Source organism: Intestinibacillus sp. NTUH-41-i26, from assembly GCF_032769475.1.
Lineage (GTDB): Bacteria > Bacillota > Clostridia > Oscillospirales > Butyricicoccaceae > Agathobaculum > Agathobaculum ammoniilyticum.
In genome coordinates this window covers 2,336,853-2,358,308 of the sequence record NZ_CP136477.1, presented here as the reverse complement: position 1 = coordinate 2,358,308, position 21,456 = coordinate 2,336,853, and the positions used below count along the sequence as shown (strand labels likewise).

Sequence of the window (21,456 nt, the reverse complement as noted above, 5' to 3'; positions counted from 1 at the left end):
CGCCGACTCAGCCGTACCGCTCCGCCCCGATGATCTGCGCGTAGTACCAGGCTCTTTCGTTCCCACCATCAGGAAGCTGGGCGAAGCGCATGGCGGTGACGGTAAGGGTGACCGTTTCGCTTTCAAAGCTGCTGCCGGTAGCTTTTTCCCGCACCTGATAGCTGCCGAGGCCAGCTTTTCGCCGCCCGTGCAGGCGACCTAGGTGGGATCTCCATCGCTGCTGTACTCGTAGTCCGCCGGTAAAGACAAAGCCGCCATCCGCCCTTTCTTTTACAGTCTCGGCCGATGCGCGGACCTGCGTGGGAGCGGCTGGCCTGAACGGGATGGAGATAGTTACGACATTGCTGGAGAGACTGGTTTCCACGCCGTCCTCCATGACAGCGCTTTTCCGGATCGGGATGCTCCCACAGGTCGCGGCGGGCGTGTCCTGGGGCGCTTTGGTGGTTGTGAACATCCAGCCCGCATCCGATAGGCCGCTGGCTGCGGTGTAGTTAGCGCCCAGGGCAACGTCGATGGACACAGTGTAAGTTCCGGCGTTCGTGGGGAGGGGGCGGAATACTTCACTGTCGTCTCGTCCATACCCATGATCTCTGCATTGGCCGTCACGGCGGCGGCCTTGGCATTGCCGTCATAGGTCAGATTGGCCGGAGGTGAAGGTAAAATCTCTTGCTGTGGGCGCGACTCGGTTGACGGTCAGGGCGCTGGATAGGCAATCTGATAGTTTTTCGTCACGTCGGTGCCGCTTCTCGTGATCACAGCGGCAGAGGGTGGGATGGTCTTGTTCACCGTCGCCACATCGGTGGTGTTGGACGCGGAGGACCAGCCGGTCTGGGTGTAGCCTTCCTTGGTGTAGGGCTTGGCTGTGCTGACGATCACCGTTTCGCCGTTGAGATAAATGGCGCTGTCCGCCGAAGCAGTACCGGTGACGGCGGAGGGTTTGTCATAGGCCACGGTATAGCCCAGAATACCCTTCTGCCAACTGGGATCTGCTGAGCTATCAGGTAACATTCGGAAACCTCGGCGGCAACGCTGACAGTACATCCACGATCTCCGTCACCTCGGGCAACGGCGCATTCCCGCCCGCACCGTAGACACCGGAGGGAAAGGTGTTCCAGCAATGGCTGCTGACCAGCGATCCGGCTGCGACTAAGACGAAGTATTCCGACCAAGAACTTGCCGCGCTGAAAATCTCGGAGAACATGACTTTCCAGGCCGTGTTCGGTGAGGACAACTACGCCATCACCTTTATCACCACGGATGGTACGCTGGGCGAAACCGACAGCACAAGCCTGACTCTGAAAAAGGATGGCAAGGATCCCTTTTCCACCGACGACTTCCCAGAGGTGAAGAACGCCAGCGCAGTATTCAAGGGCTGGTTCTACGGCGGCGAGACCAAGACCGCACAAGACTGGGACGGGACAGAGGCCACTGGCAATATGCAGTTTGTGGCCGCTTTTGAAGGAAACGTGTCCCTGCACCGGATTGCCAACAACAGCACGTTTTACTCCAAGGCCGTGAAATTTGAAAAAACAGCGTCGGCGCCGTGTCAGGTATAGCAGATCATCAGAACCGCTTTGGCGTTCTGGTTTTTCCGGCTCGGGTATACATGGGGAACAGAGGCATTGAAGCAGAAACCGTCGTCGGGGGAGAGCAGGTAAACTTTCTCCCGCGCCTTTAATTCCATACGGCCTTCTATCATCATAATGTATTCGCTGCTGTCAACCGGATGGCCAATGGATTCGTGGCCGCCGGGCTCCAGTTCGATTTGATATAACTCAAAATCTCTGTCCGCATCCTTGGGATAGTAATTGAAAATGTGATACTTGCCCTCGACCAATGGCTGAATGTCCTGCTTGCGGATGTGGATGGTGTGATCCTGTGGTAGCGCCAAAAGGCTGGTGTATGGCTCGTGCAGGGCTCCGGTGATTTTCCAGACCGTATTGATGGTAGGGTTGGAAGCGCCTTTTTCCAACTGGGACAGCATTACCTTGCTAACCCCTGCCATCTCTGCCAGTTGGCTCAAACTCCAATTCCGTTCCTCCCGCAGCCGTTTCAGGTTGTATGCAATGATTTTTCCAATCTCCAAAGTTTTTCCTCGCTTAAAATAAGTTACATTTTGCACTATGTTTATTATAATTTCAAGAGGGTTGCCATGAGGGAACGCAATATCGTTTTAAACGTGCTAAAATGTGTATTCCCATATACCATCCCGATTTTTGCGGGATTTTGGTTTTGGGGATTGGCCTACGGCATCTACATGAACGTTTCGGGGTTCAGCTTTGTATATCCGATGGTCATGAGCCTGCTGGTTTTTGCCGGATCGGTAGAGCTTGTGGTGGTTTACTGCCTTAGAGATGTCTCTGTCTTTGGCGGGAACCACGGTTTGACGGAGCTGATTGCGGCGGCTGTGGTTGTGGGATTGCACCTTTGGAAAAAGCAGATGCTTCTCTCCCTCACGGGCGGGACCGTCTGCTATATGCTGCTTGTGCAGATGGTTTTTAAGTGATTTTCGAGTAAAACATACCGATAGCGGTTGATTCTAACGCCTGGATGGGCTGTGTAGTCGTCTGTCCGCTTGTTTTTGTGGTTTTTCCGCAAGACGCTTGAAAGGGACCTGACCCAAAAAGGTGAGACACGATGGAAGAGAACGTACGTATTTTAATTGGTATAGGGGATATTCCGCGGCCTGGCATAATCCTCATATATTGCGTTTAGCCAAACAGGCCCCGTTTTTTGTAGGGCTCTTTGCGGATTTCGCCCGCCTCATAACCCGTAGAGCAGATAGCGTTCCGCAGGGCTTGCTCGTCCAGTTCTTCCGGGGTGAGGATTTCCGTTTCTCCCTTGCTGTGAGAGGAACGCACTTTTTTTACGGGGCAGGCTTTGCGGACCGCATCGTTGACATGGGCCTCGCACATCCCGCACATCATCCCACTGACCTGTACCGTGTATTTCCACATATGGATGTCCTCCTCTTTATAATTGGTTAGCGTCAACTAACTAAAGGATACTATAAATTTGTCCGGAATGCAAGCACCAGTTGAGTCGCATATCGCCTCCCGTCGACTTTTTGGCCGGTGCGCCAAAAATATGGTTTTCCGGTTGACAAATGCAAAGCCGCGCAGTACAATAACGATGTTATATAACAGTGTTATTATGAGGTGCAGCGAAATGGAAGAGGGAGCCACCACCACATTGGAGAACATCGAACAGGCCGCGCTGGCTGAATTTCTGGACAAGGGGTTTCAGGGCGCTTCGCTGCGGCAGATTGTCAAGAACGCCGACGTGACCACCGGTGCCTTTTACGGTTACTTTTCCAGCAAGGAGGCACTGTTCGCTTCGATCGTGGAGCCGCACGCTGCCGCCCTGATGGGCCGGTTCATGGAGGCGCAGCTTTCCTTTGCCGAGTTGCCTGAGACCGAGCAGCCGGCGCATGTGGGGAAGGAATCCGGCGCCTATCTCACCTGGATGGTGGACTACATCTGCCAGCATCGGGAGCCGGTAAAGCTGCTGCTGTGCGGGGCGGAAGGCACCAGCTATGAGAACTTTGTCCATAACATGGTGGAGGTGGAGGTCGAGGCAACCCTCGAGTATATCGAGGTTCTGCGCCGCGCGGGGCAGGAGGTTCCGCCGTTGGATCGCTCCCTGTGCCATATCATTGCCAGCGGCATGTTCAACAGCATTTTTGAGGTGGTGGTCCACGATATGCCGCACGACCAGGCGCTGCGGGATGTGCAGCAGCTGCGGGCGTTTTACACCGGCGGATGGGAGCGTCTGTTTGAGCTTTCGTTTGGTTGAACACAGTAGGGAATGCGGCATCGTATTCCCTGTTGTTTTGACATAAAGTTAGCAAAAGCTAACCAAAAGGAGGTTATTTAGATGAAAAACAAAAAGAAGAGCGATCTGGCCATCCTGCTAGACTATGCGGGCAGCCGAAAGGGGCTGACCTTTCTGGGGCTGGCACTGTCGGCTGTATCCATGCTACTGAGCATGGCGCCGTACATCTGCATCTGGCTGGCCGCCCGCGATCTGATCGCCGCCGCACCGGACTGGACGCGGGCGCAAAACGTTACCCGCTGGGGCTGGCTGGCGTTTGCCTTTGCGGTGGGCGGCATCGTCCTGTATTTTGCGGGGCTGATGTGTACCCACCTGGCGGCGTTTCGCACCGCGGCCAACATCCGCAAGCGGGGCATGGCCCATATGATGAAAGCGCCGCTGGGCTTTTTCGACGCCAATGCGTCCGGTCTGATCCGCGGCCGGCTGGATGCGGCGGCGGCCGATACCGAAACGCTGCTGGCGCACAACCTGGCGGATATCATCGGAACGATCGTCCTGTTTGTGAGCATGCTGGCGCTGATGGTCGCCTTTGATTGGCGGATGGGAGCCGCCTGCCTGCTGGCCGCGGTGATCTCAGTGATCGCCATGTTTTCCATGATGGGCGGCAAAAACGCCAAAATTATGGCGGAGTATCAGGCCGCGCTGGACCGTATCAGCAAGGCGGGTACTGAGTATGTGCGCGGCATTCCGGTGGTCAAGATATTCCAGCAGACGGTCTATTCGTTCAAGGCTTTCCAGCAGGCGATCGAGGATTACAGCACCAAGGCCGAGTACTACCAGGCGGATGTGTGCCGAGTACCCCAGTCCGTAAACCTGACCTTCACCGAGGGCGCGTTCGTGTTTTTGGTACCCGCGGCGCTGTTCCTCGCGCCCAGCGCGCTGGCCGCAGGCAGTCTGGCCGGTTTTATCACCAATTTTGCCTTTTACGCGGTGTTTTCGGCTATCATCTCCACCGCGCTGGCCAAGATCATGTTTGCCGCCTCGGGGATGATGCTGGCGAGCGCTGCGCTGAGCCGTATCGATAAGGTCATGTGCGCCCCCAGCCTGCAGTCGCCACAGCATCCGCGGACGCCCTGCGGCAGTCGGGTGGCGTTTCGGGACGTCAGCTTTACCTATGATGGTGCGGAAACGCCCGCGCTGTCCCATGTTTCCTTCACAGTGGAGCCAGGGCAGACGGTCGCGCTGGTTGGTCCTTCGGGCGGGGGCAAGACCACAGCCGCCAGCCTGATCCCCCGCTTCTGGGATGCGTCGTCGGGCGTGGTGGAGGTCGGCGGTGTGGACGTGCGGCAGATTGACCCGCACACGTTGATGGAGCAGGTCGCGTTCGTTTTCCAGAACAGCCGCCTGTTTAAGACCTCCATTCTGGAAAATGTCCGCGCCGCCCGTCCGGAAGCCGCGCGGGAACAGGTGGAAGCCGCGCTTGCGGCAGCGCAATGCGGAGATATTCTGCAAAAGCTGCCGAACGGGCTGGATACCCGAATCGGTTCGGACGGGACCTATCTTTCGGGCGGCGAGGCCCAGCGCATTGCGCTGGCAAGGGCGATCCTGAAGGATGCGCCCATCGTGGTGCTGGATGAGGCCACCGCCTTTGCCGATCCCGAAAACGAGGTGCGGATCCAGAAGGCCCTCACCGCGCTGACCAGGGACCGGACCGTCATCATGATCGCCCATCGCCTGTCCACCGTCGTGGGGGCGGATAAGATCATTGTGCTGGAGGAAGGGCGCATCGCGGAGCAAGGCACGCATGAGGAGCTGGTCGCCGCCACGGGGCTGTACGCCAGAATGTGGGCGGACTATAACACGGCGGTCCAGTGGAAGATCACCAGCGAAAGGGAGGCAGAGTAACATGTTTGGCAAAAAGTTTCAGCGCAAATACGCCCTGACCGCTCAAGGTGTGCAAACTGTCAAAAAAGGCACCTTCTGGACGGTCATCGTCAACCTGATCGTTCTGGGAGGCATCAGCATCTTGTACCTGCTGATGGACGGCTTTATGGGGGCGCTGACCGAGGGGGAGCCGCTGCCCAACGCGGCGCTTTTCATCACGGGGGTGCTGCTGTTCCTCCTACTGTCCTTTGCGACCCATTTGCAGCAGTATCGCGCCACCTACGGCCTGGTGTACAACGAGGTCAAGGCCACCCGCCTCAGTCTGGCGGAGCGCCTGCGCAAGCTTCCGTTGGGCTATTTCGGCAAGCGGGATCTGGCCGACCTGACCGAGACCCTTATGGGGGACGTGAACCGCATGGAGCACGTCTGGTCGCATGTGCTGGGGTATCTGTACGGCGCGTACATCTCCACAGGGGTCGCGGCCGTATGCCTGTTTGTATATGACTGGCGGCTGGCGGCCGCCTGCCTGTGGGGGGTGCCGGCGGCGTTTGGCCTGCTGTTCGGCAGCCGCAGGCTCGCGGGACGCAGCGCCGAGCGGACGAAAAAAGCCGCCGTCCGCGTGGCGGATGGGATGCAGGAGGCGCTGGAGAACATCCGCGAGATCCGCGCCGCCAACCAGCAGGCGCGTTACCTCGCAGAATTGGGGCAGAAGATCGACGAACATGAGCGGGTCACGATCCGCGGCGAATTATCCACCGGCCTTTTGGTGAACGCGGCCAGCGTGATTATGCGCCTTGGTGTGGCGACGACCATCCTCGTGGGCGCGGAGCTGATTCTCTCCGGCCGCATCGACTTTATGCTGCTGTTCCTGTTCCTGCTGGTCATCACCCGCATCTATGCGCCGTTCGACCAGAGCTTGGCGCTGATCGCGGAGATGTTCGTTTCCCAGGTCTCCGCCGACCGCATGATGGAGATTCAGGACATGCCCGTGGCAGAAGGTGCGGCGGCGTTTCAGCCCAACGGACACGACATTGTATTCGAGCATGTGGAGTTTGCCTACGACGAGAAAAAGGTGCTGCACGACGTGTGCTTTACAGCAAAAGAGGGCGAGGTGACCGCGCTGGTGGGTCCCTCCGGCTCGGGCAAGAGCACCTGCGCACGGCTGGCTGCCCGTTTGTGGGACGCTGCCGAGGGCGCAGTCAAGGTGGGCGGCGTGGATATCGCCACCGTGGAGCCGGAGGTGCTGCTAACGGATTACTCGATGGTGTTTCAGGACGTGGTGCTGTTCGACGATACGGTGCTGGAAAATATCCGTCTCGGCCGGCGCGGTGCGACCGATAAGGAGGTGCTGGCCGCAGCCAGAGCCGCCAACTGCGATGAATTCGTCCGCAAAATGCCGAACGGATACCATACCCCCATCGGGGAGAACGGCGCCCGTCTCTCGGGCGGCGAGCGGCAGCGCATCTCGATCGCCCGGGCGCTGCTCAAGGACGCGCCCATCGTGCTGCTGGACGAGGCGACCGCCAGCCTGGACGTGGAAAACGAAACCAGGGTGCAGGGGGCGCTCTCCCGCCTGCTGGCCGGCAAGACCGTGCTGGTCATCGCCCACCGGATGCGCACCGTGGCCGGAGCCGACCATATCGTGGTGCTGGAAAACGGCCGCGTGGCGCAGCAGGGCTCGCCCGCGCAGCTGATGGCCGAGGGAGGCCTGTACCGGCGCATGGTGGAGCTGCAGCAGGAAAGCGCACAGTGGCGGCTCGCCTGAGCCGACCGGCTTTTTCCGGCACCAGGCGCTGGCGCAGGACCAGTCGAAAGACGCTTACCATTTCTCGGTGGGAATCCAGTGCGAGCGGGACGTCTCATCCATGCCGCTGCTGATAAAAGGCGCGGAGCGGAAAAGGTATGTCGAAAAAAAGAATATTACGAAAAACACGACCGGAGAAAAAAACCGGAAATGTAAGAGGGCAAACGGTCGATAAGGCTCCCAGCTTCTGGAACGGCAGTGGGGAGCAAGTTTTTGCCCGTAAAACGAATGGGATTGCGGGCGGGAGCCACAAATGCTAAAACACACATAAAAAGTATATTTTGTTTGGATATATTGCGCATATGATTGGATAGAAACGCAAAAAGAAGGCATTTGATTCGTACAAAAGTGGCATTGCAAGAAAAAATATGAAAATGGTATACTATATGCATAACAAAACATTTGCAACACAAGAAGGATCAAATAAGGAGGTTTCCCCATGTTGTTCCATACCACTGACGCGCATGAAAAGCTGCGCGCTGAGATCCGCGCTTTCGCGGAAAAAGAGGTCAAGCCGCAGGCCTTCCTCATGGACAAGGAGAATGAATTTCCGGCAGAAGCCGTCCGGAAAATGGGCAAGCTCGGATATATGGGGTTGCCTTATCCCAAGGAATACGGCGGCGCCGGACAGGATGTGCTGAGCTACGCAATCGCGGTTGAGGAACTGTCGCGCGTGGACGGCGGCACGGGCGTTATCCTGTCCGCCCATGTGTCGCTCGGCTCGTGGCCGATCTTCGCATTCGGCACCGAGGAGCAGAAGCAGAAATATCTGGTTCCGCTGGCAAAGGGCGAAAAGATCGCCGCGTTCGGCCTGACCGAACCGAATGCCGGTTCTGACGCGGGCGGCACCGAGACGACCGCGATCGATAAGGGCGACCATTATCTGCTCAACGGCGGCAAGATCTTCATCACTAACGCGCCCAAGGCGGATACCTATGTGGTGTTCGCGGTCACCACGCCGGATATCGGTACCCGCGGCATTTCGGCCTTTATCGTCGAAAAGGGGTGGGAAGGCTTTAGCTTTGGCGACCATTATGACAAAATGGGCATCCGCTCCTCGTCCACCGCAGAGCTGATCTTCAACGATGTGAAAGTACCCAAGGAGAACCTGCTCGGCAAGGAGGGGCAGGGCTTCAAGATTGCGATGGCGACGCTGGATGGTGGGCGCATCGGCATCGCATCGCAGGCGCTTGGCATCGCGCAGGGCGCGTATGAAGCGGCGGTGGATTACGCCAAGGAGCGCGTGCAGTTCGACAAGCCGATCGGCTTCCAGCAGGCGATCTCGTTCAAGATCGCGGATATGGCGACCAAGCTGCGCTGCGCGCGGATGCTGGTCTACTCCGCGGCTGAACTGAAGGAAGCGCACGAGCCGTATGCGATGGAGGCAGCGATGGCCAAGATGTATGCGTCCGACATCTCGCTCGAGGTCACCAACGACGCGCTGCAGATCTTCGGCGGCACGGGCTTCCTCAAGGGCATGGATGTGGAACGCATGTACCGCGACGCCAAGATCACCACCATCTATGAAGGCACCAACGAGATCCAGCGCGTCGTGATCGCGTCCAACATCCTGGGCAGGCCGCCCAAGAGCGAGGGCGGCACCTCCAGCCGGCCCAAGAAGCCCGCGCCGGTCACGGGCGTGCGCAAGCACAACATATTCAAGGAAGGCTCGCCGGAAGAGAAGGTGGCGGCGCTGGTGGCGGCGCTGCAGAAGGACGGACACGACTTCACCGTCGGCATTTCAATCGATACTCCGATCACGCAGGCGGAGCGTGTGGTTTCCGCCGGACAGGGCATTGGCAGCAGGGAGAACATGAAGCTGGTCGAGGATCTGGCGCGCGCCGCGGGCGCGGCGGTCGGCTCCTCACGCCCAGTGGCGGAGACGCTCAAATATGTACCGCTGGACCGCTATGTCGGCATGTCCGGCCAGAAATTCAAGGGCAACCTGTATATTGCCTGCGGTATCTCGGGCGCGATCCAGCACCTTAAGGGTATCAAGGATGCCTCGACCATTGTAGCAATCAACAAGAACGGCAATGCGCCGATCTTCAAAAACTGCGACTACGGTATCGTGGGCGATGTCAACGAGATCCTGCCGCTGCTGACCGCTGCGCTCGATACCGGCGAAAAGCAGCCCGCCCCGCCCATGGTCAAAATGAAACGCCCGCCTGTACCCAAGCCCGAGCCGATTGGCAAGCGCTATGTCTGCGGCGGCTGCGGCTACGAATACGTCCCCGAACTGGGCGACGAGGACGCGGAGGTCGCCCCCGGTACGCTGTTCGAAAAGCTGCCCGAGGAATGGGTGTGTCCGGAGTGCGGCGAAGGCAAGGATATGTTCATTGAAGCCTGACTGGAAGAATAAGGAGGAGAATATATGTACTGCGTGCGCAATGTAACGGACGATCTCTACTGGGTCGGTGCGAACGATCATCGTCTCGCCCTGTTTGAAAACATCTTTCCCATCCCGCGCGGCGTGTCCTACAACGCCTACCTGCTGCTGGATGAGAAGACCGTGCTGTTCGACACGGTAGACTGGTCGGCCTGCCGCCAGCTCCTTGAAAACGTGGAGCATCTGCTGGACGGGCGGCCACTGGATTACCTGGTCGTCAACCACATGGAACCAGACCACGGCGCTTCTGTCGAGGAGATCCTGCTCCGCTATCCGTCGGTTAAGGTGATCTCGACCGAAAAGGCGTTCATGTTCATGCGCCAGTTCGGCTTTGACATCGACGGCCATGAGCTGATCGAGGTCAAGGAAGGTGACACCCAGAGCTTCGGCAGGCATGTTGTGACCTTTGTCGCGGCGCCCATGGTGCATTGGCCCGAGGCCATGGTCACCTTTGACACCACAAACGGCGTGCTGTTCTCGGCGGATGCGTTCGGCTCGTTCGGCGCACTGGACGGCAAGCTGTTCGCGGACGAGGTCAACTTCGACCGCGACTGGATCGACGACGCCCGCCGCTACCTGACCAACATCGTGGGAAAATACGGCCCGCATGTCCAGCTGCTGCTCAAAAAGGCGGCGGGCATCCTGGATCAGATCAAATTCATCTGCCCGCTGCACGGTCCGGTCTGGCGCAAGGACCTGATGTACTTTATCGACAAGTACGATCACTGGAGCCGCTACGAGCCGGAGGAAAAGGGCGTCATGATCGCTTACGCCTCGATGTACGGCAATACGGAAGCCGCGGCGCAGGCGCTGGCAGGCAAGCTGTGTGAAAAGGGCGTGAGCAACGTCTGGCTGTACGATGTATCCAACACCCATGTTTCACAGCTGATTTCCGAAACCTTCCGGCTGAGCCATATCGTGCTGGCCTCTGTGACCTATAATCTTGGTATCTATCCGGTCATGCACAACTACCTGATGGATATGAAGGCGCTTAACCTGCAGAACCGCACCTTTGCGATCATCGAAAACGGTTCGTGGGCGGTCAAGTCGGGCGACCTGATGCAGAAATTCATCGATGAGGAACTCAAGAATATGACCGTGCTCAACGAGCGGCTGTCCATGGCCTCCGCGCTGCTGCCGGATAAAGCGGCGGAGCTGGATGCCCTTGCGGATGCCATCGTGGAATCCGTCAATCAGTAAACGGGACGTGTGCCGCGGCCCAGCATACAGAAAAATATCAGCACATCCCCCTAAAAAGCGCCGTCCCATCGGTTATGACCGATGGGACGGCGCTTTTTTCACAGCAGGGCTCCGGTAAACGGAGCTTCCTGTTTGTCTGGTCCGGCCGACGCCATCAGATATTTCAGGAAGCGTTGGGCCGCGCCCACCGGTGGGCGGCTGGCCAGTTGGGTGACGTAAATCCGGCGCACCATTCCCTTATTAGGGAGGGGTAAGGGCGCGATTTGCACGTTGTAATTCTTTAGAAGGGACACGTGGGGACAAATGCCATAACCGAAGCCGTGGGCGACCAGACTGGCGATGCTTGCCTCATCGGGGGCGATATGGCCATAAACCGGCTCGATTCCATAGGGCTTGAGCATATCGTAAATTTCATAATACGCAGCGGTCTGTTTCTGAAAGCCGATCACACTGCAGGCAAACAGGTCTTCCCAGCTTTGCGGCACATAGGCGTCAGGCGGACAGAGCAGCACAAAGGGCTCCGCAATCAACTCGGTCTGACACAGACCGTCCTCGTCGGAAGCCGAGCAAATGAGAAAATCGCAATACCCATCCCGCAGCTTTGCAATCAGAGGAACTGTGTTGTCCGTGATGAATTCGACTTTCATTTTTCTGTTTTCCGGCCTGGACAGGAACGCGCGGACCATCCGCGGCAGGTGTTCCCATAAAACCGGTGAAATGCAGCCGATACGGATCAGGATATCCCGATTGGCGGAGAGCGACTGCATATGTAGCTGCGCGGCCTGTAAATCCGCTAAAATGGCTTCCGCATGCGCCAGAAGCTGCTCTCCTTCGGCGGAAAGCTCTAAATTGTGTCCGTTTCGATGAAACAGGGAGAGATTCAGCTCTTTTTCCAGGTTGGAGATGGAGACGCTCAAACTGGGCTGGGAAATGTGAAGCGCTTTTGCGGCTTTTCCCATATTGCCCATTGCGGCAATTTTCTGAAAATACAGCAGTTGGTTCAGCGTCATAGAGCATCCTCCCTATCATAAAAGTAAAACTTACGCAGGGCTTTTTGTTAGTTTTTTCTTATTATACATGCACTGTGCTGCAATGTCAATGGATGAGACACTAATAAAATGTTGAAAATCAACAAAGCGAACGATGGGGAATTGCGCGCTTTCCTCTGTTATAAGCGCAAACTATTAAAAAATAATTTGTTAGTATTTTACTTGTCCGCTATCACCATGCTACACTATTGGTGAAGATAAACAAAAGCTTTTGTTAGAAATCACGAATGTACTGTGAAAAAATCCAATCCATTCTTCGCATGTATTTCGATTCAAACGATCAACAATTTTTAATAGTTTTTTTCTATCGAAGCACAGACCCATACAGACGATACTGATGAGATCCCAAAGGAGCCTATTTATGAAGTTTAGCATGTGTACGGCGGTCTATGGCATGCATGACCTGCATGATACCATCAACAGAGCCGCAAAGATTGGGTTTGATGCAGTGGAGCTGACCGCAGCGCTGCATCTGCCCGTAGAGAGCACACCGGAACGCCGCCGCGAGGTTAAGGGCTGGATCCGTGACGCGGGCCTTGCATGCAGCGCCCTCCACTACATTTTTGATGGAAGCGTCAAGCTGGCCACAGCGGACCGGACGCTCAACGCCAAATGCGCGGATTATCTGTGCAAGGTGGTTGATGTCGCCGCTGATATGGAGGCCGCGACCGTCATCATCGGCAGCGGCGGCGCTACCCGCCATCTGGACGATGATACCGACCGCGAGGAAGCCGTCAAATGTATGGCGGAGGTGATCCGCCAGGCGGGCGAATACGCCGCAAGCAAGGAGGTTTACCTTGCGGTCGAGGCGATCAACCGCTACGAGACCAACTTCCTGAACACGATGCAGCAGGCGACCGAATTTGTGCAGCAGGTCGATCATCCTCATGTGCGCACCATGGCGGACACCTATCATCTGAACATTGAGGAAGCCGACCCTGTCGAGTCTGTGCGGAAATACGGATATGCGCTGCAGAATTTGCACTTGGCAGACTCCAACCGCCACGCGCCCGGCACCGGACACTTTGATTTCAAGGCTGTCGCGGGCGCTCTGCAGGAAGCGGGCTTTGACAAGTACTGCTCGTTCGAGGTGTTCGGCCTGTACCCATGGAAGCTATGGTTCGACACCGTGGAAGAAGCGGACCGACAGATGCAGATTGGCATCGAAACGGCTCGGGCTGCGTTTAATCGATGAAGAAAGGTACGATAGCAATGCGAACAATCAGATTACTGGCTCCCAGCCGGTTGGAAATGCGGGAAACCGATGAACGCCCGGCAATCACGGACAGCACCGTTCGGGTAGACATAAAGGCCTGCGGCATCTGTGGAAGCGACTTGGCACTGTATAACGGCAGGCGGGACCTCTCCGGTGAGCACTATTTTGGACATGAGTTTTCCGGCGTTATCACGGAGGTGGGCAACGGCGCCAACGGCCTGAAAAAAGGGATGCGCGTCGCCAGCGAGCTGGTCAAGGGCTGCGGCCGGTGCTGGTTCTGCCGCAACGGCATGCAGAACTACTGTAAGAGCCTGAATGACGCCCTTCTGCCCGGCGGCTTCACGGAGCAAACGCTGGTGACCAACACGGATGCGTACAGCTTCCTCAGCCCCATCCCTGACGAACTGGACGATATCACCGCTTCCATTCTGGAGCCGGCCAACTGTGCTTACCATGTGGCAATGAAAGCAAATATCCAGCCCGGCGACAGCGTGTTGGTGATCGGTCTGGGCGCCATCGGCCTGGTGGCCGCCATGATCCTCAAGACCATGGGCGCGGGTACGGTGATCGGCGCGGACCGCAGCAAGTTGCGCCTGGAGCAGGTGCGCAAGACCGGCCTGCTGGATGTGATAGACACATCCGAACCCGCCTGGATGGAGCAGGTTAAAGAGATGACCGCGAAGGATGGCGTCGATATCGTCATCGAAGCGACTGGAGCGCCTCCTGTTCTGAAAGACGCCATGGCCGCTGCCCGCACCGGTGGTAAGATTGTTGTTCCCAGTGTGTATTTCGGCGGCATTGATGGATTTGAGCCGCTGCCTATTATGCGAAAAGAATTGACCATTATCGGCTCCAAGGGTCCCGCGCCGCAGCTGAAAACGGATGGAACCTCGGCTGTGGTGGAAAAGGTGGTCCAGATGAAAGACGATCTGCGGAAGCTCATTTCGGTTTACGAGTATAAGGATGCCCTTCAGGCCTTTGCCGACGCCAGAAGCGGCGCGGCCATCAAAGCAGTGATTCAGTTTTCATAAAGGAGATATCGGAGATGACAAAGAAAGAATATGTTCAGAAGTATGGCGGCAAGTTCAGCATCAGCGGCGGCGAAACCTGGACCATGCCCAACGGCCATGTGGTTCACTTCGCGCTGAACCCCAAGATGGGATGCAAAAACACCAATATCGCGGTCGGCTTCCATGAGCCCGGCAAAGAGTTCGCACCGCATAAGCACCCTATTTCGGAAGAAATTTTGATTATTCATTCCGGCGAGGGCGAGTGCTATCTCTATGACAAGTGGATCCCCTGCAAGGCCGGCGATATTGTGTTCGCGCCTCCCAGCGTACTGCACGGCACCCGCAACCCCGCAGGAAACACAGAGCCTTTCGTAACGCTCGGTATCGCGACGCCGCCGCAGCTCGACCTGTACATGCGGGCGGGCTATGACGTTCTGGATGACGACAAGAGCGCATATGACGGCGAACATGCCGAATAAGCGGGGGTAAAGCAACATGTTTTTTGATAATTACAGCGATGAGCTCCAGCGCACGCTGGGAGCGATCGACCGGTCTGACATTGAAAAGCTGGAGGCCTGTCTGGAGGAGGCGCGCGAGAACGGCAGACGTGTGTTCGTGCTGGGCAACGGCGGCAGCGCGGCCGCGGCCTCTCACTGGGTCTGTGACTTTGGCAAGGGCATCAACATTGGGGACTCCAAGCGGCTGAAGATCTTTGCCCCCTCTGACCACTCCTCTATTTTCACCGCCTATGGCAACGACAACGCCTATGACCAGACCATGGTAGAGCAGTTGAAAAATTTTCTGGAAGAAGGCGACCTAGTGATTTCTCTGTCCGTCTCCGGCAGCTCCGGCAATCTGGTGGAGGCGCAAAAGTATGCAAAGGCGGCCGGCGCTAAAACGATTTGCATTGTAGGCGATTACAACGGCAGTCTGATCGGGCTGTCCGACCTTTCCATTGTGCTCCCCTCAAAGAACTACGGCGTGGTGGAGGACATCCACCTGATTTTGGAGCACGCCATCTCGCAGGATATGAAGCGTGCCATCCAGAACGCACAGGGATAAGCCTATGTACATTGGGGCTTTTGATATCGGCGGTACCAAAACCATTGTCGCCCTTGCGGACGACGCCGGAAAAATTTATGAAAAACAGCAGTTTCCCACCGAAACCGGAGACTGCCTGCGGCATCTGGATGTATGCTGCGAAATCCTCTGCCGGTTTGCAGAAAAACGCGGCCTGCGTATGGAACAGATTGCCGGCATCGGGGTCAACCTTCCCGGCATTGTGGAGCGCGGGGAAGGGGTTCTGCTTCGGGCGGTTTACGCGGGCTGGAGCCAGATACCCGTGAGGGCGTATCTTTCCAAAAAGCTCCGGATTGCCAGGGTTGTGTGCGAAAATGACGTAAACGCCTGCGCCGTGGGAGAGGTGCGCTTCGGGCTGGGGAAGCGGTTTTCCAGCTTCGGGTGGATGACCGTTTCCACTGGCGTAGGCGGTGCGGTCGTCAGCGATGGACGGCTGATTCGCGGCGCACATGGCTATGCCGGTGAGTTCGGCCATCTCAAGGTGGAATACCAAAAGCCCTGCGGCTGCCCCTGCGGAGAGCAGGGCTGTCTGGAAGCGCATGGTTCCGGAACGGCCCTGAACCGGCTGATCGAGGAGCGGACGCGGCAGGACGCGGCTTTCCGGGGCGGCTTTCGACCGGCTGGGAGAGAGCCCTTCGGGCGCTTCCTGTGCGAAGCTGGCGAAAAACGGTAATGAGACCGCCGCAGCGATTTTCCAGCAGGTCGGCGAGTATCTCGGCAAGGGCATTTCCTATTACACGAATATTCTTGATCCGGAAGCGGTCATTATCGGCGGCGGGGTATCGGCTTCGCTGGACCTGCTCATGCCGGGCATTCGCCGGTCTATGGAACGGTATACCTTTGCACAGATGAAAGACGTGCCGATCCTGCCGACCGCCCTTGGCTATGAAGCCGCTCTGATGGGCGCGGTTGCAATCGCAGTATAAGTACGATAAACAGGGAGGAAGCATATGAAACGCTTAAAAGCAGCGGTAGTCGGCATGGGCTTTATCGGGTTTGCCCATGTGGAAGCGCTCAGGCGAATCCCCCATGTGGACGTTGTGGCCATTGCGGATTCGTTTGGCGCAAAGGAAAAGGCCGAACGGCTGGGCGTTCCCGCGGGCTACGCGGATTATGTGGAAATGATGGATGCCTGCAAGCCTGACTGCATTCACATCTGCACGCCCAACAGCACCCACATGGCGATTGCCATGGCAGCCATAGAGCGGGGTATTCATGTCGTCTGCGAGAAGCCCATGGCGCGAAACGCGGAAGAGGCGCAGAAAATGGTCGATGCGGTCCGCAAGAGCGGCGTGATCGGCGCATTGAACTTCCACAACCGCTATTACCCCATCCCCTACCGGATGCGGCGCATGGCGCTGGACGGAGAGCTCGGTGAAATTTATCATATCCAGGGCGGCTATCTGCAGGACTGGCTGCAGTACAAGACGGATTTCAGCTGGAAGCTGCTGTCCGACCAGTGCGGCAAGACACGGGCCACCGCAGACCTAGGCTCCCACTGGATTGATCTGGCCGAATACGTCACCGGCCAGCAGGTGACCGAGGTTTTCGCGGAATTTAAAACCGTTTATCCACAGCGCACGCAAATGACGGAGCAGGGTCCAAAAGATGTGGACATTGATACGGAGGATTTCTCCTGCGTCCTGCTCCGGTTCGACGGCGGGGCTGTCGGCACCGCCACGTTTTCTGCAGTATTCTCTGGCAAGAAGAATCAGACCGTGCTACAGGTGGCCGGCACCAGGCAGTCGCTGGAATGGGATAACGAGCGGGTCAACGATCTGCTGATCGGCCATCGGGACGGTCCCAACGGGCTGTTGACCAAGGACCCCTCCCTGGTAGACCGTGCGACGGCCGCTGTCATCGGATATCCGGGCGGCCACGCGGAGGGCTTCCCCGATGCTTTCAAGCAGAATTTCACAGCGATTTATGGGGCTATTCGCGGCGAAGCACCGGAAAACCCCTTTGCGACCTTTGAGGACGGTCTTCATATGATGAAGATCTGCGACGCATTGTATGAGAGCGCCCACAGCGGCAAGTGGGTTGTTGTCTGATAAGCATATGATGAACAAGGGAAGGAGGAATATGGATTGAAAATAGGCGTTGTGGCAAATGTACTGCAGGACAGGCCGCTGGAAGATGCGTTAAAAATATTTCGGGAAATGGGGATTGAGCAGATAGAACCCGGCTGTGGCGGATTCGCCGGCAAGGCGCATGTCGCGCCGGAACGCCTGCTTGCCTCTCCCGAGGCGCTGGAGGAATTTCAGCAGACCCTCCAAGCCTCCGGTCTGACGATCAGCGCGCTTTCCTGTCACGGCAATCCGGTGCATCCCGATCCGGCGAAGGCGGAAGAGTATCATGAGGATATGTGCAACACCGTCCGCCTGGCAGAAAAGCTGGGGGTCGATACCATCACCTGCTTTTCCGGCTGCCCCGGGGACTGCGAAGCGTCCCGATATCCCAACTGGGTGACCTGTGCGTGGCCGGACGATAATCTGGATATTCTCAAATATCAGTGGGACAAGGTCCTGATCCCGTATTGGAAAAGCTTCGCTCAGAGTGCAAAGGACTGCGGCGTAAGCAAAATCGCGCTGGAGCTGCATCCCGGCTTCAGTGTCTACAACGTGGATACGCTGAAACGTCTGCGGGAAGCGGTCGGGCCGGAGATCGGCGTCAACTTCGACCCCAGCCACCTGCTCTGGCAGGGGATGGAGCCGGTGGCCGTGATTCGGGCCTTTGCGGGAATGATCTACCATGTACACGCGAAGGATGTGTGCATCGACCGGTACAACACCGCGCGCAACGGCGTTCTGGACACAAAGCATTATAGCGACGAGACGCACCGCTCCTGGATCTTCCGAACGATAGGCTACGGGAATGACGCGAAGTACTGGAAAGATATTTTTTCCGAGCTGCGGAAGACCGGATATGACGGAACGATCAGCATTGAGCATGAGGACAGCCTGATCAACCGGCTGGAAGGTTTGCAGCACGCGGTGGACATGGTGAAAAGCTGCGCGATCTTTGCGGAAACATCCGGAATGTGGTGGGCATAACAAAACAGTGCCTATAGGAGAGAAAGTATGAAAAAGTTATTTAACAGCATCGATACGATTATCCGATGGCTTGAGAACATCGTCTGCGGTGCAACGCTGACCGCTATCGTCTGCATTGCAACGGCCACTGTTATTGCGCGTTATATTTTCCAAACCGGCTTCCTGTGGGCGGATGAGGTCAATCAGGCCCTGCTGGTGGCCATGGGCATGTTCGGCAGCGCCCGAGCGGTTCGCACCAACGGACATACCGAATTCACAATGCTGGTCAACAAACCAAAAAGCAAGGCGGTGCGCATTGCGCTGCGGTCGGTCTTCCTGGCGATTACCATTGTTTTCCTGGTGCTCTTGCTCATCTGGACCGCACAGTATACCGCCGCCGGTACCATGCTGAGTACCACGCTGCGCATTCCCAGAATGTACTATTATGTATCGATCCCGATAGGCTTTGCTCTGATGATCTACGAGTATCTGCGCACGATCAAGAGCCGCACCGTCGATGACCCCGCGACTGAACAAGAATAAAGGAGGCGAACCCCTGTGAGTGTAGGCTTAATTATCGCCCTGCTGGTCATCCTGACTTTTGTCTTTATTCTGGCAGGCATTCCGGTGTATGTTTCCCTGCTGTTTACCGGCACGCTCAGCCTGGTTGCGCTTGGCGTGACGACCAATACCCCCATCGCAACCCTTGCCGTTTCAAACTCCATATTTAATGGCATTGGCAGTCTGCCTCTGCTGGCAATCCCGTTCTTTATGCTTGCTGGCGAGATCATGAACCGAGGCGGCATCACGGAAAAGCTCATCCGCTTTGCCATGCTGCTGATCGGCCGGCTGCCCGGCAGCCTTGCCCACGCAGGCATCGTATCCAGCATGTTTTTCGGCGGCATTACCGGCTCCGCGCAGGCATGCTCGTCCTGCATGGGAGGTATCCTGATCCCTGCCATGGTCAAGGAGGGGTACTCGGCCCAGGAGGCCGCGGGCGTAATTGCCAGTGCCTCCACCTGCGGACCGATCATCCCGCCGAGCATTATCATGGTGGTCTACGCGACCGCGGTCGGCGTCTCGGTCGGCTCGATGTTTATGGGCGGCGTCGTGCCAGGCATCCTGTGCGGCCTGATCCTGATGCTTGTGGTGCTGCTGCGCGACCGTGTGGTCCATTTCCCGAAGCGCACGGAACACCTGTCCGCGGGCGAGATCAAGCGGACTATCATTGACGGACTGTTGCCGCTGGGTATGCCGCTGATCGTTGTTGGAGGCATTATGGGCGGTATCATGACCCCTACCGAGGCCGGCGCGATTTCGGTTGTATACGCGCTTCTGGTTAGCCTGTTCATCACCAAAACGCTCAAGATTCGTGAGATTGGACCGATCCTGTTGCAGGGTGTCAACAGCGCGGCCCCGCTGCTGCTGATCATCGCCTGCGCCAAGGTTTTCAGCTACGGCCTTACCGCGCTGCAGATGCCTGTGATTGTGAACGACCTGATCCTCTCAATTATCGATAACAAGTACATGTTCCTGCTTCTGGTCAACATCCTGCTGCTCATCATGGGCATGTTTATGGATGGCGGCGCTTCGGTTATCATCCTGGCTCCCATCCTGGCTCCGGTAGCGGCGTCCATGGGCATCAGCCTGATTCACTTCGGCATTATCATGGCCTTTAACCTGACCATCGGCAACATCACGCCGCCCTTGGGTTATTGCCTGTTCATCACCTCCAAGATTGCCGGTATTCCGGTTGAAAAAGCAATTAAGGGTACCATTCCCTATATGATAGCCGAAGTGCTCTGCCTGCTTCTGATTACATATATCCCGTTTCTGGTTCTTGGGCTCCCCTCCTTCCTCGGCATGGCGATTTAATCCTGCTCTCTGGCGGACGTAAACGCCGGGAAATATCTGTATGCTTACCAAACCAACCATACTATTGATTGAAAAGGAGATTTACCATGAAAAAGAAGTTCACTCTGGCCCTGGCCTGCGTTCTGGCAATGACGACAATGCTCACCGCCTGCGGCGGCTCCGGCCAAACCCCTGCCTCCGATGGTTCCAGCAGTGCAATTACGGTAAAATATTCCGTCACCTTTCCCGCTACCGGCACGCAGGCGGATGGTGCCAATGTGTTGGCTGAGCTGATCGAGGAGTGCTCGGAGGGCCGGCTGAAAATGGAGTTCTATCCCTCCTCCCAGTTGGGCGACAAGGCCGCGACTTTTGAGGGGCTGAAGGCAGGCACCATAGAGATGACCGAATGCGCCGCCACCGATCTGTCCGCTTTCAACGATATGTGGTCGGTGTTCTCCCTGCCGTATCTGTGGGAGGACGGAAGCCAGGCCGTGAACACCGTTATGGATGACGAGGTAAAAGCGGTGCTGGAGGCCAATGCGGAGGAAAACGGCTTCAAGATCATCGCATGGACGGACATCGGCAGCCGCAGCGTGCTGAACCAGAAACATGCCGTGAACACGGTTGACGACCTCAAAGGCCTGAAGCTGCGCTGCATGGAGGATGCTGTTCTGGCGGATACCGTAAACGCGATGGGCGCGATTGGCACCCCCATGGCTTCCAGCGAGATCTACACCGCCCTGCAGCAGGGTACCATCGACGGTCTGGATCACACACCCTCCGTCATCGCCGCCAATAGCTGGTATGAGCTGTGCAAGTACTTCACGCTGACCGAGCACTTTACCATTCCGGATCCGGTTTTCGTCAGCAAGGTATGGTTCGACAACCTTTCGGCAGAAAATCAGGAAGCGCTCCTCGAAGCCGGCGAGAAGTTTGCCGATCAGTGGAATAACGAGATCTGGCCGGCAGCCACCGAGGAAGGCCTGAAGGTCATGGAGGAAAATGGCGTTGAGATCCTGGAAGCAGACAAGGAAGCGTTCCAGGCAAAGACGCAGCCTGTTGTCGATGCGTTTTTATCCAAGGCGAGCGATGGCCAGAAAGCACTGTACGAGCTGCTCGTTGCGACCCGCGAAAAATACTAATTCGTGCCGCTGGATGGAATGT

General features: G+C 57.1%; 23 protein-coding genes. 18 read left to right on the top strand and 5 right to left on the bottom strand.

Translation table 11 applies throughout. The features are described 5' to 3' along the window. Nucleotides 1-7 precede the first annotated feature (7 nt). The gene (locus RX717_RS12065; protein WP_107631750.1) at nucleotides 8-520 is read right to left on the bottom strand and encodes a hypothetical protein; all 513 of its coding nucleotides are present in this window, start codon (nucleotides 518-520) and stop codon (nucleotides 8-10) included. A gap of 173 nt (nucleotides 521-693) precedes the next feature. Next, nucleotides 694-1,008: a hypothetical protein gene (locus RX717_RS12060; RefSeq protein WP_159068185.1), complete on the bottom strand. Its 315-nt coding sequence runs from the start codon at nucleotides 1,006-1,008 to the stop codon at nucleotides 694-696. Nucleotides 1,009-1,106: 98 nt separating this feature from the next. Between RX717_RS12060 and RX717_RS12055 the strand changes: the two genes are divergently transcribed. Continuing rightward, complete coding sequence (locus RX717_RS12055) at nucleotides 1,107-1,556, top strand: hypothetical protein (protein ID WP_107631752.1); 450 nt, start codon at nucleotides 1,107-1,109, stop codon at nucleotides 1,554-1,556. On the opposite strand, the gene RX717_RS12050 is transcribed toward RX717_RS12055, so the two are convergent. Further along, nucleotides 1,547-2,086, bottom strand: coding sequence for a helix-turn-helix domain-containing protein (locus RX717_RS12050; RefSeq protein WP_107631753.1), 540 nt, complete (start codon nucleotides 2,084-2,086; stop codon nucleotides 1,547-1,549). The genes RX717_RS12055 and RX717_RS12050 overlap by 10 nt on opposite strands. 66 nt (nucleotides 2,087-2,152) lie before the next feature. On the opposite strand from RX717_RS12050, the gene RX717_RS12045 reads away from it, so the two are divergent. Continuing rightward, complete coding sequence (locus RX717_RS12045; protein ID WP_107631754.1) at nucleotides 2,153-2,506, top strand: branched-chain amino acid transporter permease; 354 nt, start codon at nucleotides 2,153-2,155, stop codon at nucleotides 2,504-2,506. 205 nt (nucleotides 2,507-2,711) lie between these two features. On the opposite strand, the gene RX717_RS12040 is transcribed toward RX717_RS12045, so the two are convergent. Beyond that, nucleotides 2,712-2,957 (bottom strand): heavy-metal-associated domain-containing protein, encoded by a 246-nt coding sequence (locus RX717_RS12040; RefSeq protein ID WP_107631755.1) that lies wholly within the window; start codon nucleotides 2,955-2,957, stop codon nucleotides 2,712-2,714. Nucleotides 2,958-3,168: 211 nt separating this feature from the next. Here RX717_RS12040 and RX717_RS12035 point away from each other — a divergent pair, with 211 nt between their 5' ends. The 5 genes from RX717_RS12035 to RX717_RS12015 all read left to right on the top strand — a co-directional run bounded on the left by RX717_RS12035 (nucleotide 3,169) and on the right by RX717_RS12015 (nucleotide 11,051). After that, on the top strand, nucleotides 3,169-3,795 hold the full coding sequence (locus tag RX717_RS12035) for a TetR/AcrR family transcriptional regulator (RefSeq protein ID WP_107631756.1): 627 nt from the start codon (nucleotides 3,169-3,171) through the stop codon (nucleotides 3,793-3,795). Nucleotides 3,796-3,876: 81 nt separating this feature from the next. Next, on the top strand, nucleotides 3,877-5,679 hold the full coding sequence (locus RX717_RS12030; RefSeq protein WP_107631757.1) for an ABC transporter ATP-binding protein: 1,803 nt from the start codon (nucleotides 3,877-3,879) through the stop codon (nucleotides 5,677-5,679). Between the two features lies 1 nt (nucleotide 5,680). Next, complete coding sequence (locus RX717_RS12025) at nucleotides 5,681-7,423, top strand: ABC transporter ATP-binding protein (RefSeq protein ID WP_054326438.1); 1,743 nt, start codon at nucleotides 5,681-5,683, stop codon at nucleotides 7,421-7,423. A gap of 478 nt (nucleotides 7,424-7,901) precedes the next feature. Further along, nucleotides 7,902-9,812 carry an acyl-CoA dehydrogenase family protein gene (locus RX717_RS12020; RefSeq protein WP_107631758.1) on the top strand — a complete coding sequence of 637 codons (1,911 nt, stop codon included), beginning with the start codon at nucleotides 7,902-7,904 and terminating at the stop codon, nucleotides 9,810-9,812. A 24-nt stretch (nucleotides 9,813-9,836) separates the two neighbouring features. After that, on the top strand, nucleotides 9,837-11,051 hold the full coding sequence (locus tag RX717_RS12015; protein WP_107631759.1) for an FprA family A-type flavoprotein: 1,215 nt from the start codon (nucleotides 9,837-9,839) through the stop codon (nucleotides 11,049-11,051). A gap of 98 nt (nucleotides 11,052-11,149) precedes the next feature. Here RX717_RS12015 and RX717_RS12010 read toward each other — a convergent pair whose 3' ends face one another. Further along, a complete protein-coding gene (locus RX717_RS12010; RefSeq protein ID WP_107631760.1) occupies nucleotides 11,150-12,061 on the bottom strand; it encodes a LysR family transcriptional regulator in 912 nt (303 codons plus the stop codon). Nucleotides 12,062-12,461: 400 nt separating this feature from the next. On the opposite strand from RX717_RS12010, the gene RX717_RS12005 reads away from it, so the two are divergent. From RX717_RS12005 to RX717_RS11955, 11 genes are all read left to right on the top strand, one after another. Further along, nucleotides 12,462-13,295, top strand: coding sequence for a sugar phosphate isomerase/epimerase family protein (locus RX717_RS12005; protein WP_054326441.1), 834 nt, complete (start codon nucleotides 12,462-12,464; stop codon nucleotides 13,293-13,295). A gap of 17 nt (nucleotides 13,296-13,312) precedes the next feature. Then, nucleotides 13,313-14,347, top strand: a complete 1,035-nt coding sequence (locus RX717_RS12000; protein ID WP_054326442.1) for a zinc-dependent alcohol dehydrogenase — start codon at nucleotides 13,313-13,315, stop codon at nucleotides 14,345-14,347. Nucleotides 14,348-14,361: 14 nt separating this feature from the next. Continuing rightward, nucleotides 14,362-14,805: a cupin domain-containing protein gene (locus RX717_RS11995; RefSeq protein WP_107631761.1), complete on the top strand. Its 444-nt coding sequence runs from the start codon at nucleotides 14,362-14,364 to the stop codon at nucleotides 14,803-14,805. Between the two features lie 16 nt (nucleotides 14,806-14,821). Then, nucleotides 14,822-15,388 carry an SIS domain-containing protein gene (locus RX717_RS11990; protein ID WP_054326444.1) on the top strand — a complete coding sequence of 189 codons (567 nt, stop codon included), beginning with the start codon at nucleotides 14,822-14,824 and terminating at the stop codon, nucleotides 15,386-15,388. A gap of 4 nt (nucleotides 15,389-15,392) precedes the next feature. Continuing rightward, nucleotides 15,393-16,079 carry an ROK family protein gene (locus RX717_RS11985; protein ID WP_316960306.1) on the top strand — a complete coding sequence of 229 codons (687 nt, stop codon included), beginning with the start codon at nucleotides 15,393-15,395 and terminating at the stop codon, nucleotides 16,077-16,079. Further along, on the top strand, nucleotides 16,027-16,332 hold the full coding sequence (locus tag RX717_RS11980) for an ROK family protein (protein WP_316960670.1): 306 nt from the start codon (nucleotides 16,027-16,029) through the stop codon (nucleotides 16,330-16,332). The genes RX717_RS11985 and RX717_RS11980 overlap by 53 nt, the downstream gene beginning before the upstream one ends. A 24-nt stretch (nucleotides 16,333-16,356) precedes the next feature. Continuing rightward, complete coding sequence (locus RX717_RS11975; RefSeq protein ID WP_054326445.1) at nucleotides 16,357-17,457, top strand: Gfo/Idh/MocA family protein; 1,101 nt, start codon at nucleotides 16,357-16,359, stop codon at nucleotides 17,455-17,457. Between the two features lie 36 nt (nucleotides 17,458-17,493). Next, nucleotides 17,494-18,459: a sugar phosphate isomerase/epimerase family protein gene (locus RX717_RS11970; RefSeq protein ID WP_054326446.1), complete on the top strand. Its 966-nt coding sequence runs from the start codon at nucleotides 17,494-17,496 to the stop codon at nucleotides 18,457-18,459. A 27-nt stretch (nucleotides 18,460-18,486) separates the two neighbouring features. After that, the gene (locus RX717_RS11965; RefSeq protein ID WP_107631763.1) at nucleotides 18,487-18,981 is read left to right on the top strand and encodes a TRAP transporter small permease; all 495 of its coding nucleotides are present in this window, start codon (nucleotides 18,487-18,489) and stop codon (nucleotides 18,979-18,981) included. 15 nt (nucleotides 18,982-18,996) lie between these two features. Beyond that, the gene (locus RX717_RS11960; RefSeq protein WP_054326448.1) at nucleotides 18,997-20,313 is read left to right on the top strand and encodes a TRAP transporter large permease; all 1,317 of its coding nucleotides are present in this window, start codon (nucleotides 18,997-18,999) and stop codon (nucleotides 20,311-20,313) included. A gap of 86 nt (nucleotides 20,314-20,399) precedes the next feature. After that, nucleotides 20,400-21,434, top strand: a complete 1,035-nt coding sequence (locus tag RX717_RS11955) for a TRAP transporter substrate-binding protein (RefSeq protein ID WP_054326449.1) — start codon at nucleotides 20,400-20,402, stop codon at nucleotides 21,432-21,434. The last annotated feature ends 22 nt before the right edge of the window (nucleotides 21,435-21,456 follow it).

Bases quoted from the DNA above. Each gene is read 5' to 3' on its own strand.
- RX717_RS12060 (WP_159068185.1), bottom strand. From the start codon at position 1,008: ATGTTACCTGATAGCTCAGCAGATCCCAGTTGGCAGAAGGGTATTCTG.
- RX717_RS12045 (WP_107631754.1), top strand. From the start codon at position 2,153: ATGAGGGAACGCAATATCGTTTTAAACGTGCTAAAATGTGTATTCCCA.
- RX717_RS12040 (WP_107631755.1), bottom strand. From the start codon at position 2,957: ATGTGGAAATACACGGTACAGGTCAGTGGGATGATGTGCGGGATGTGC.
- RX717_RS12035 (WP_107631756.1), top strand. From the start codon at position 3,169: ATGGAAGAGGGAGCCACCACCACATTGGAGAACATCGAACAGGCCGCG.
- RX717_RS12030 (WP_107631757.1), top strand. From the start codon at position 3,877: ATGAAAAACAAAAAGAAGAGCGATCTGGCCATCCTGCTAGACTATGCG.
- RX717_RS12025 (WP_054326438.1), top strand. From the start codon at position 5,681: ATGTTTGGCAAAAAGTTTCAGCGCAAATACGCCCTGACCGCTCAAGGT.
- RX717_RS12020 (WP_107631758.1), top strand. From the start codon at position 7,902: ATGTTGTTCCATACCACTGACGCGCATGAAAAGCTGCGCGCTGAGATC.
- RX717_RS12015 (WP_107631759.1), top strand. From the start codon at position 9,837: ATGTACTGCGTGCGCAATGTAACGGACGATCTCTACTGGGTCGGTGCG.
- RX717_RS12010 (WP_107631760.1), bottom strand. From the start codon at position 12,061: ATGACGCTGAACCAACTGCTGTATTTTCAGAAAATTGCCGCAATGGGC.
- RX717_RS12005 (WP_054326441.1), top strand. From the start codon at position 12,462: ATGAAGTTTAGCATGTGTACGGCGGTCTATGGCATGCATGACCTGCAT.
- RX717_RS12000 (WP_054326442.1), top strand. From the start codon at position 13,313: ATGCGAACAATCAGATTACTGGCTCCCAGCCGGTTGGAAATGCGGGAA.
- RX717_RS11995 (WP_107631761.1), top strand. From the start codon at position 14,362: ATGACAAAGAAAGAATATGTTCAGAAGTATGGCGGCAAGTTCAGCATC.
- RX717_RS11990 (WP_054326444.1), top strand. From the start codon at position 14,822: ATGTTTTTTGATAATTACAGCGATGAGCTCCAGCGCACGCTGGGAGCG.
- RX717_RS11985 (WP_316960306.1), top strand. From the start codon at position 15,393: ATGTACATTGGGGCTTTTGATATCGGCGGTACCAAAACCATTGTCGCC.
- RX717_RS11975 (WP_054326445.1), top strand. From the start codon at position 16,357: ATGAAACGCTTAAAAGCAGCGGTAGTCGGCATGGGCTTTATCGGGTTT.
- RX717_RS11965 (WP_107631763.1), top strand. From the start codon at position 18,487: ATGAAAAAGTTATTTAACAGCATCGATACGATTATCCGATGGCTTGAG.
- RX717_RS11955 (WP_054326449.1), top strand. From the start codon at position 20,400: ATGAAAAAGAAGTTCACTCTGGCCCTGGCCTGCGTTCTGGCAATGACG.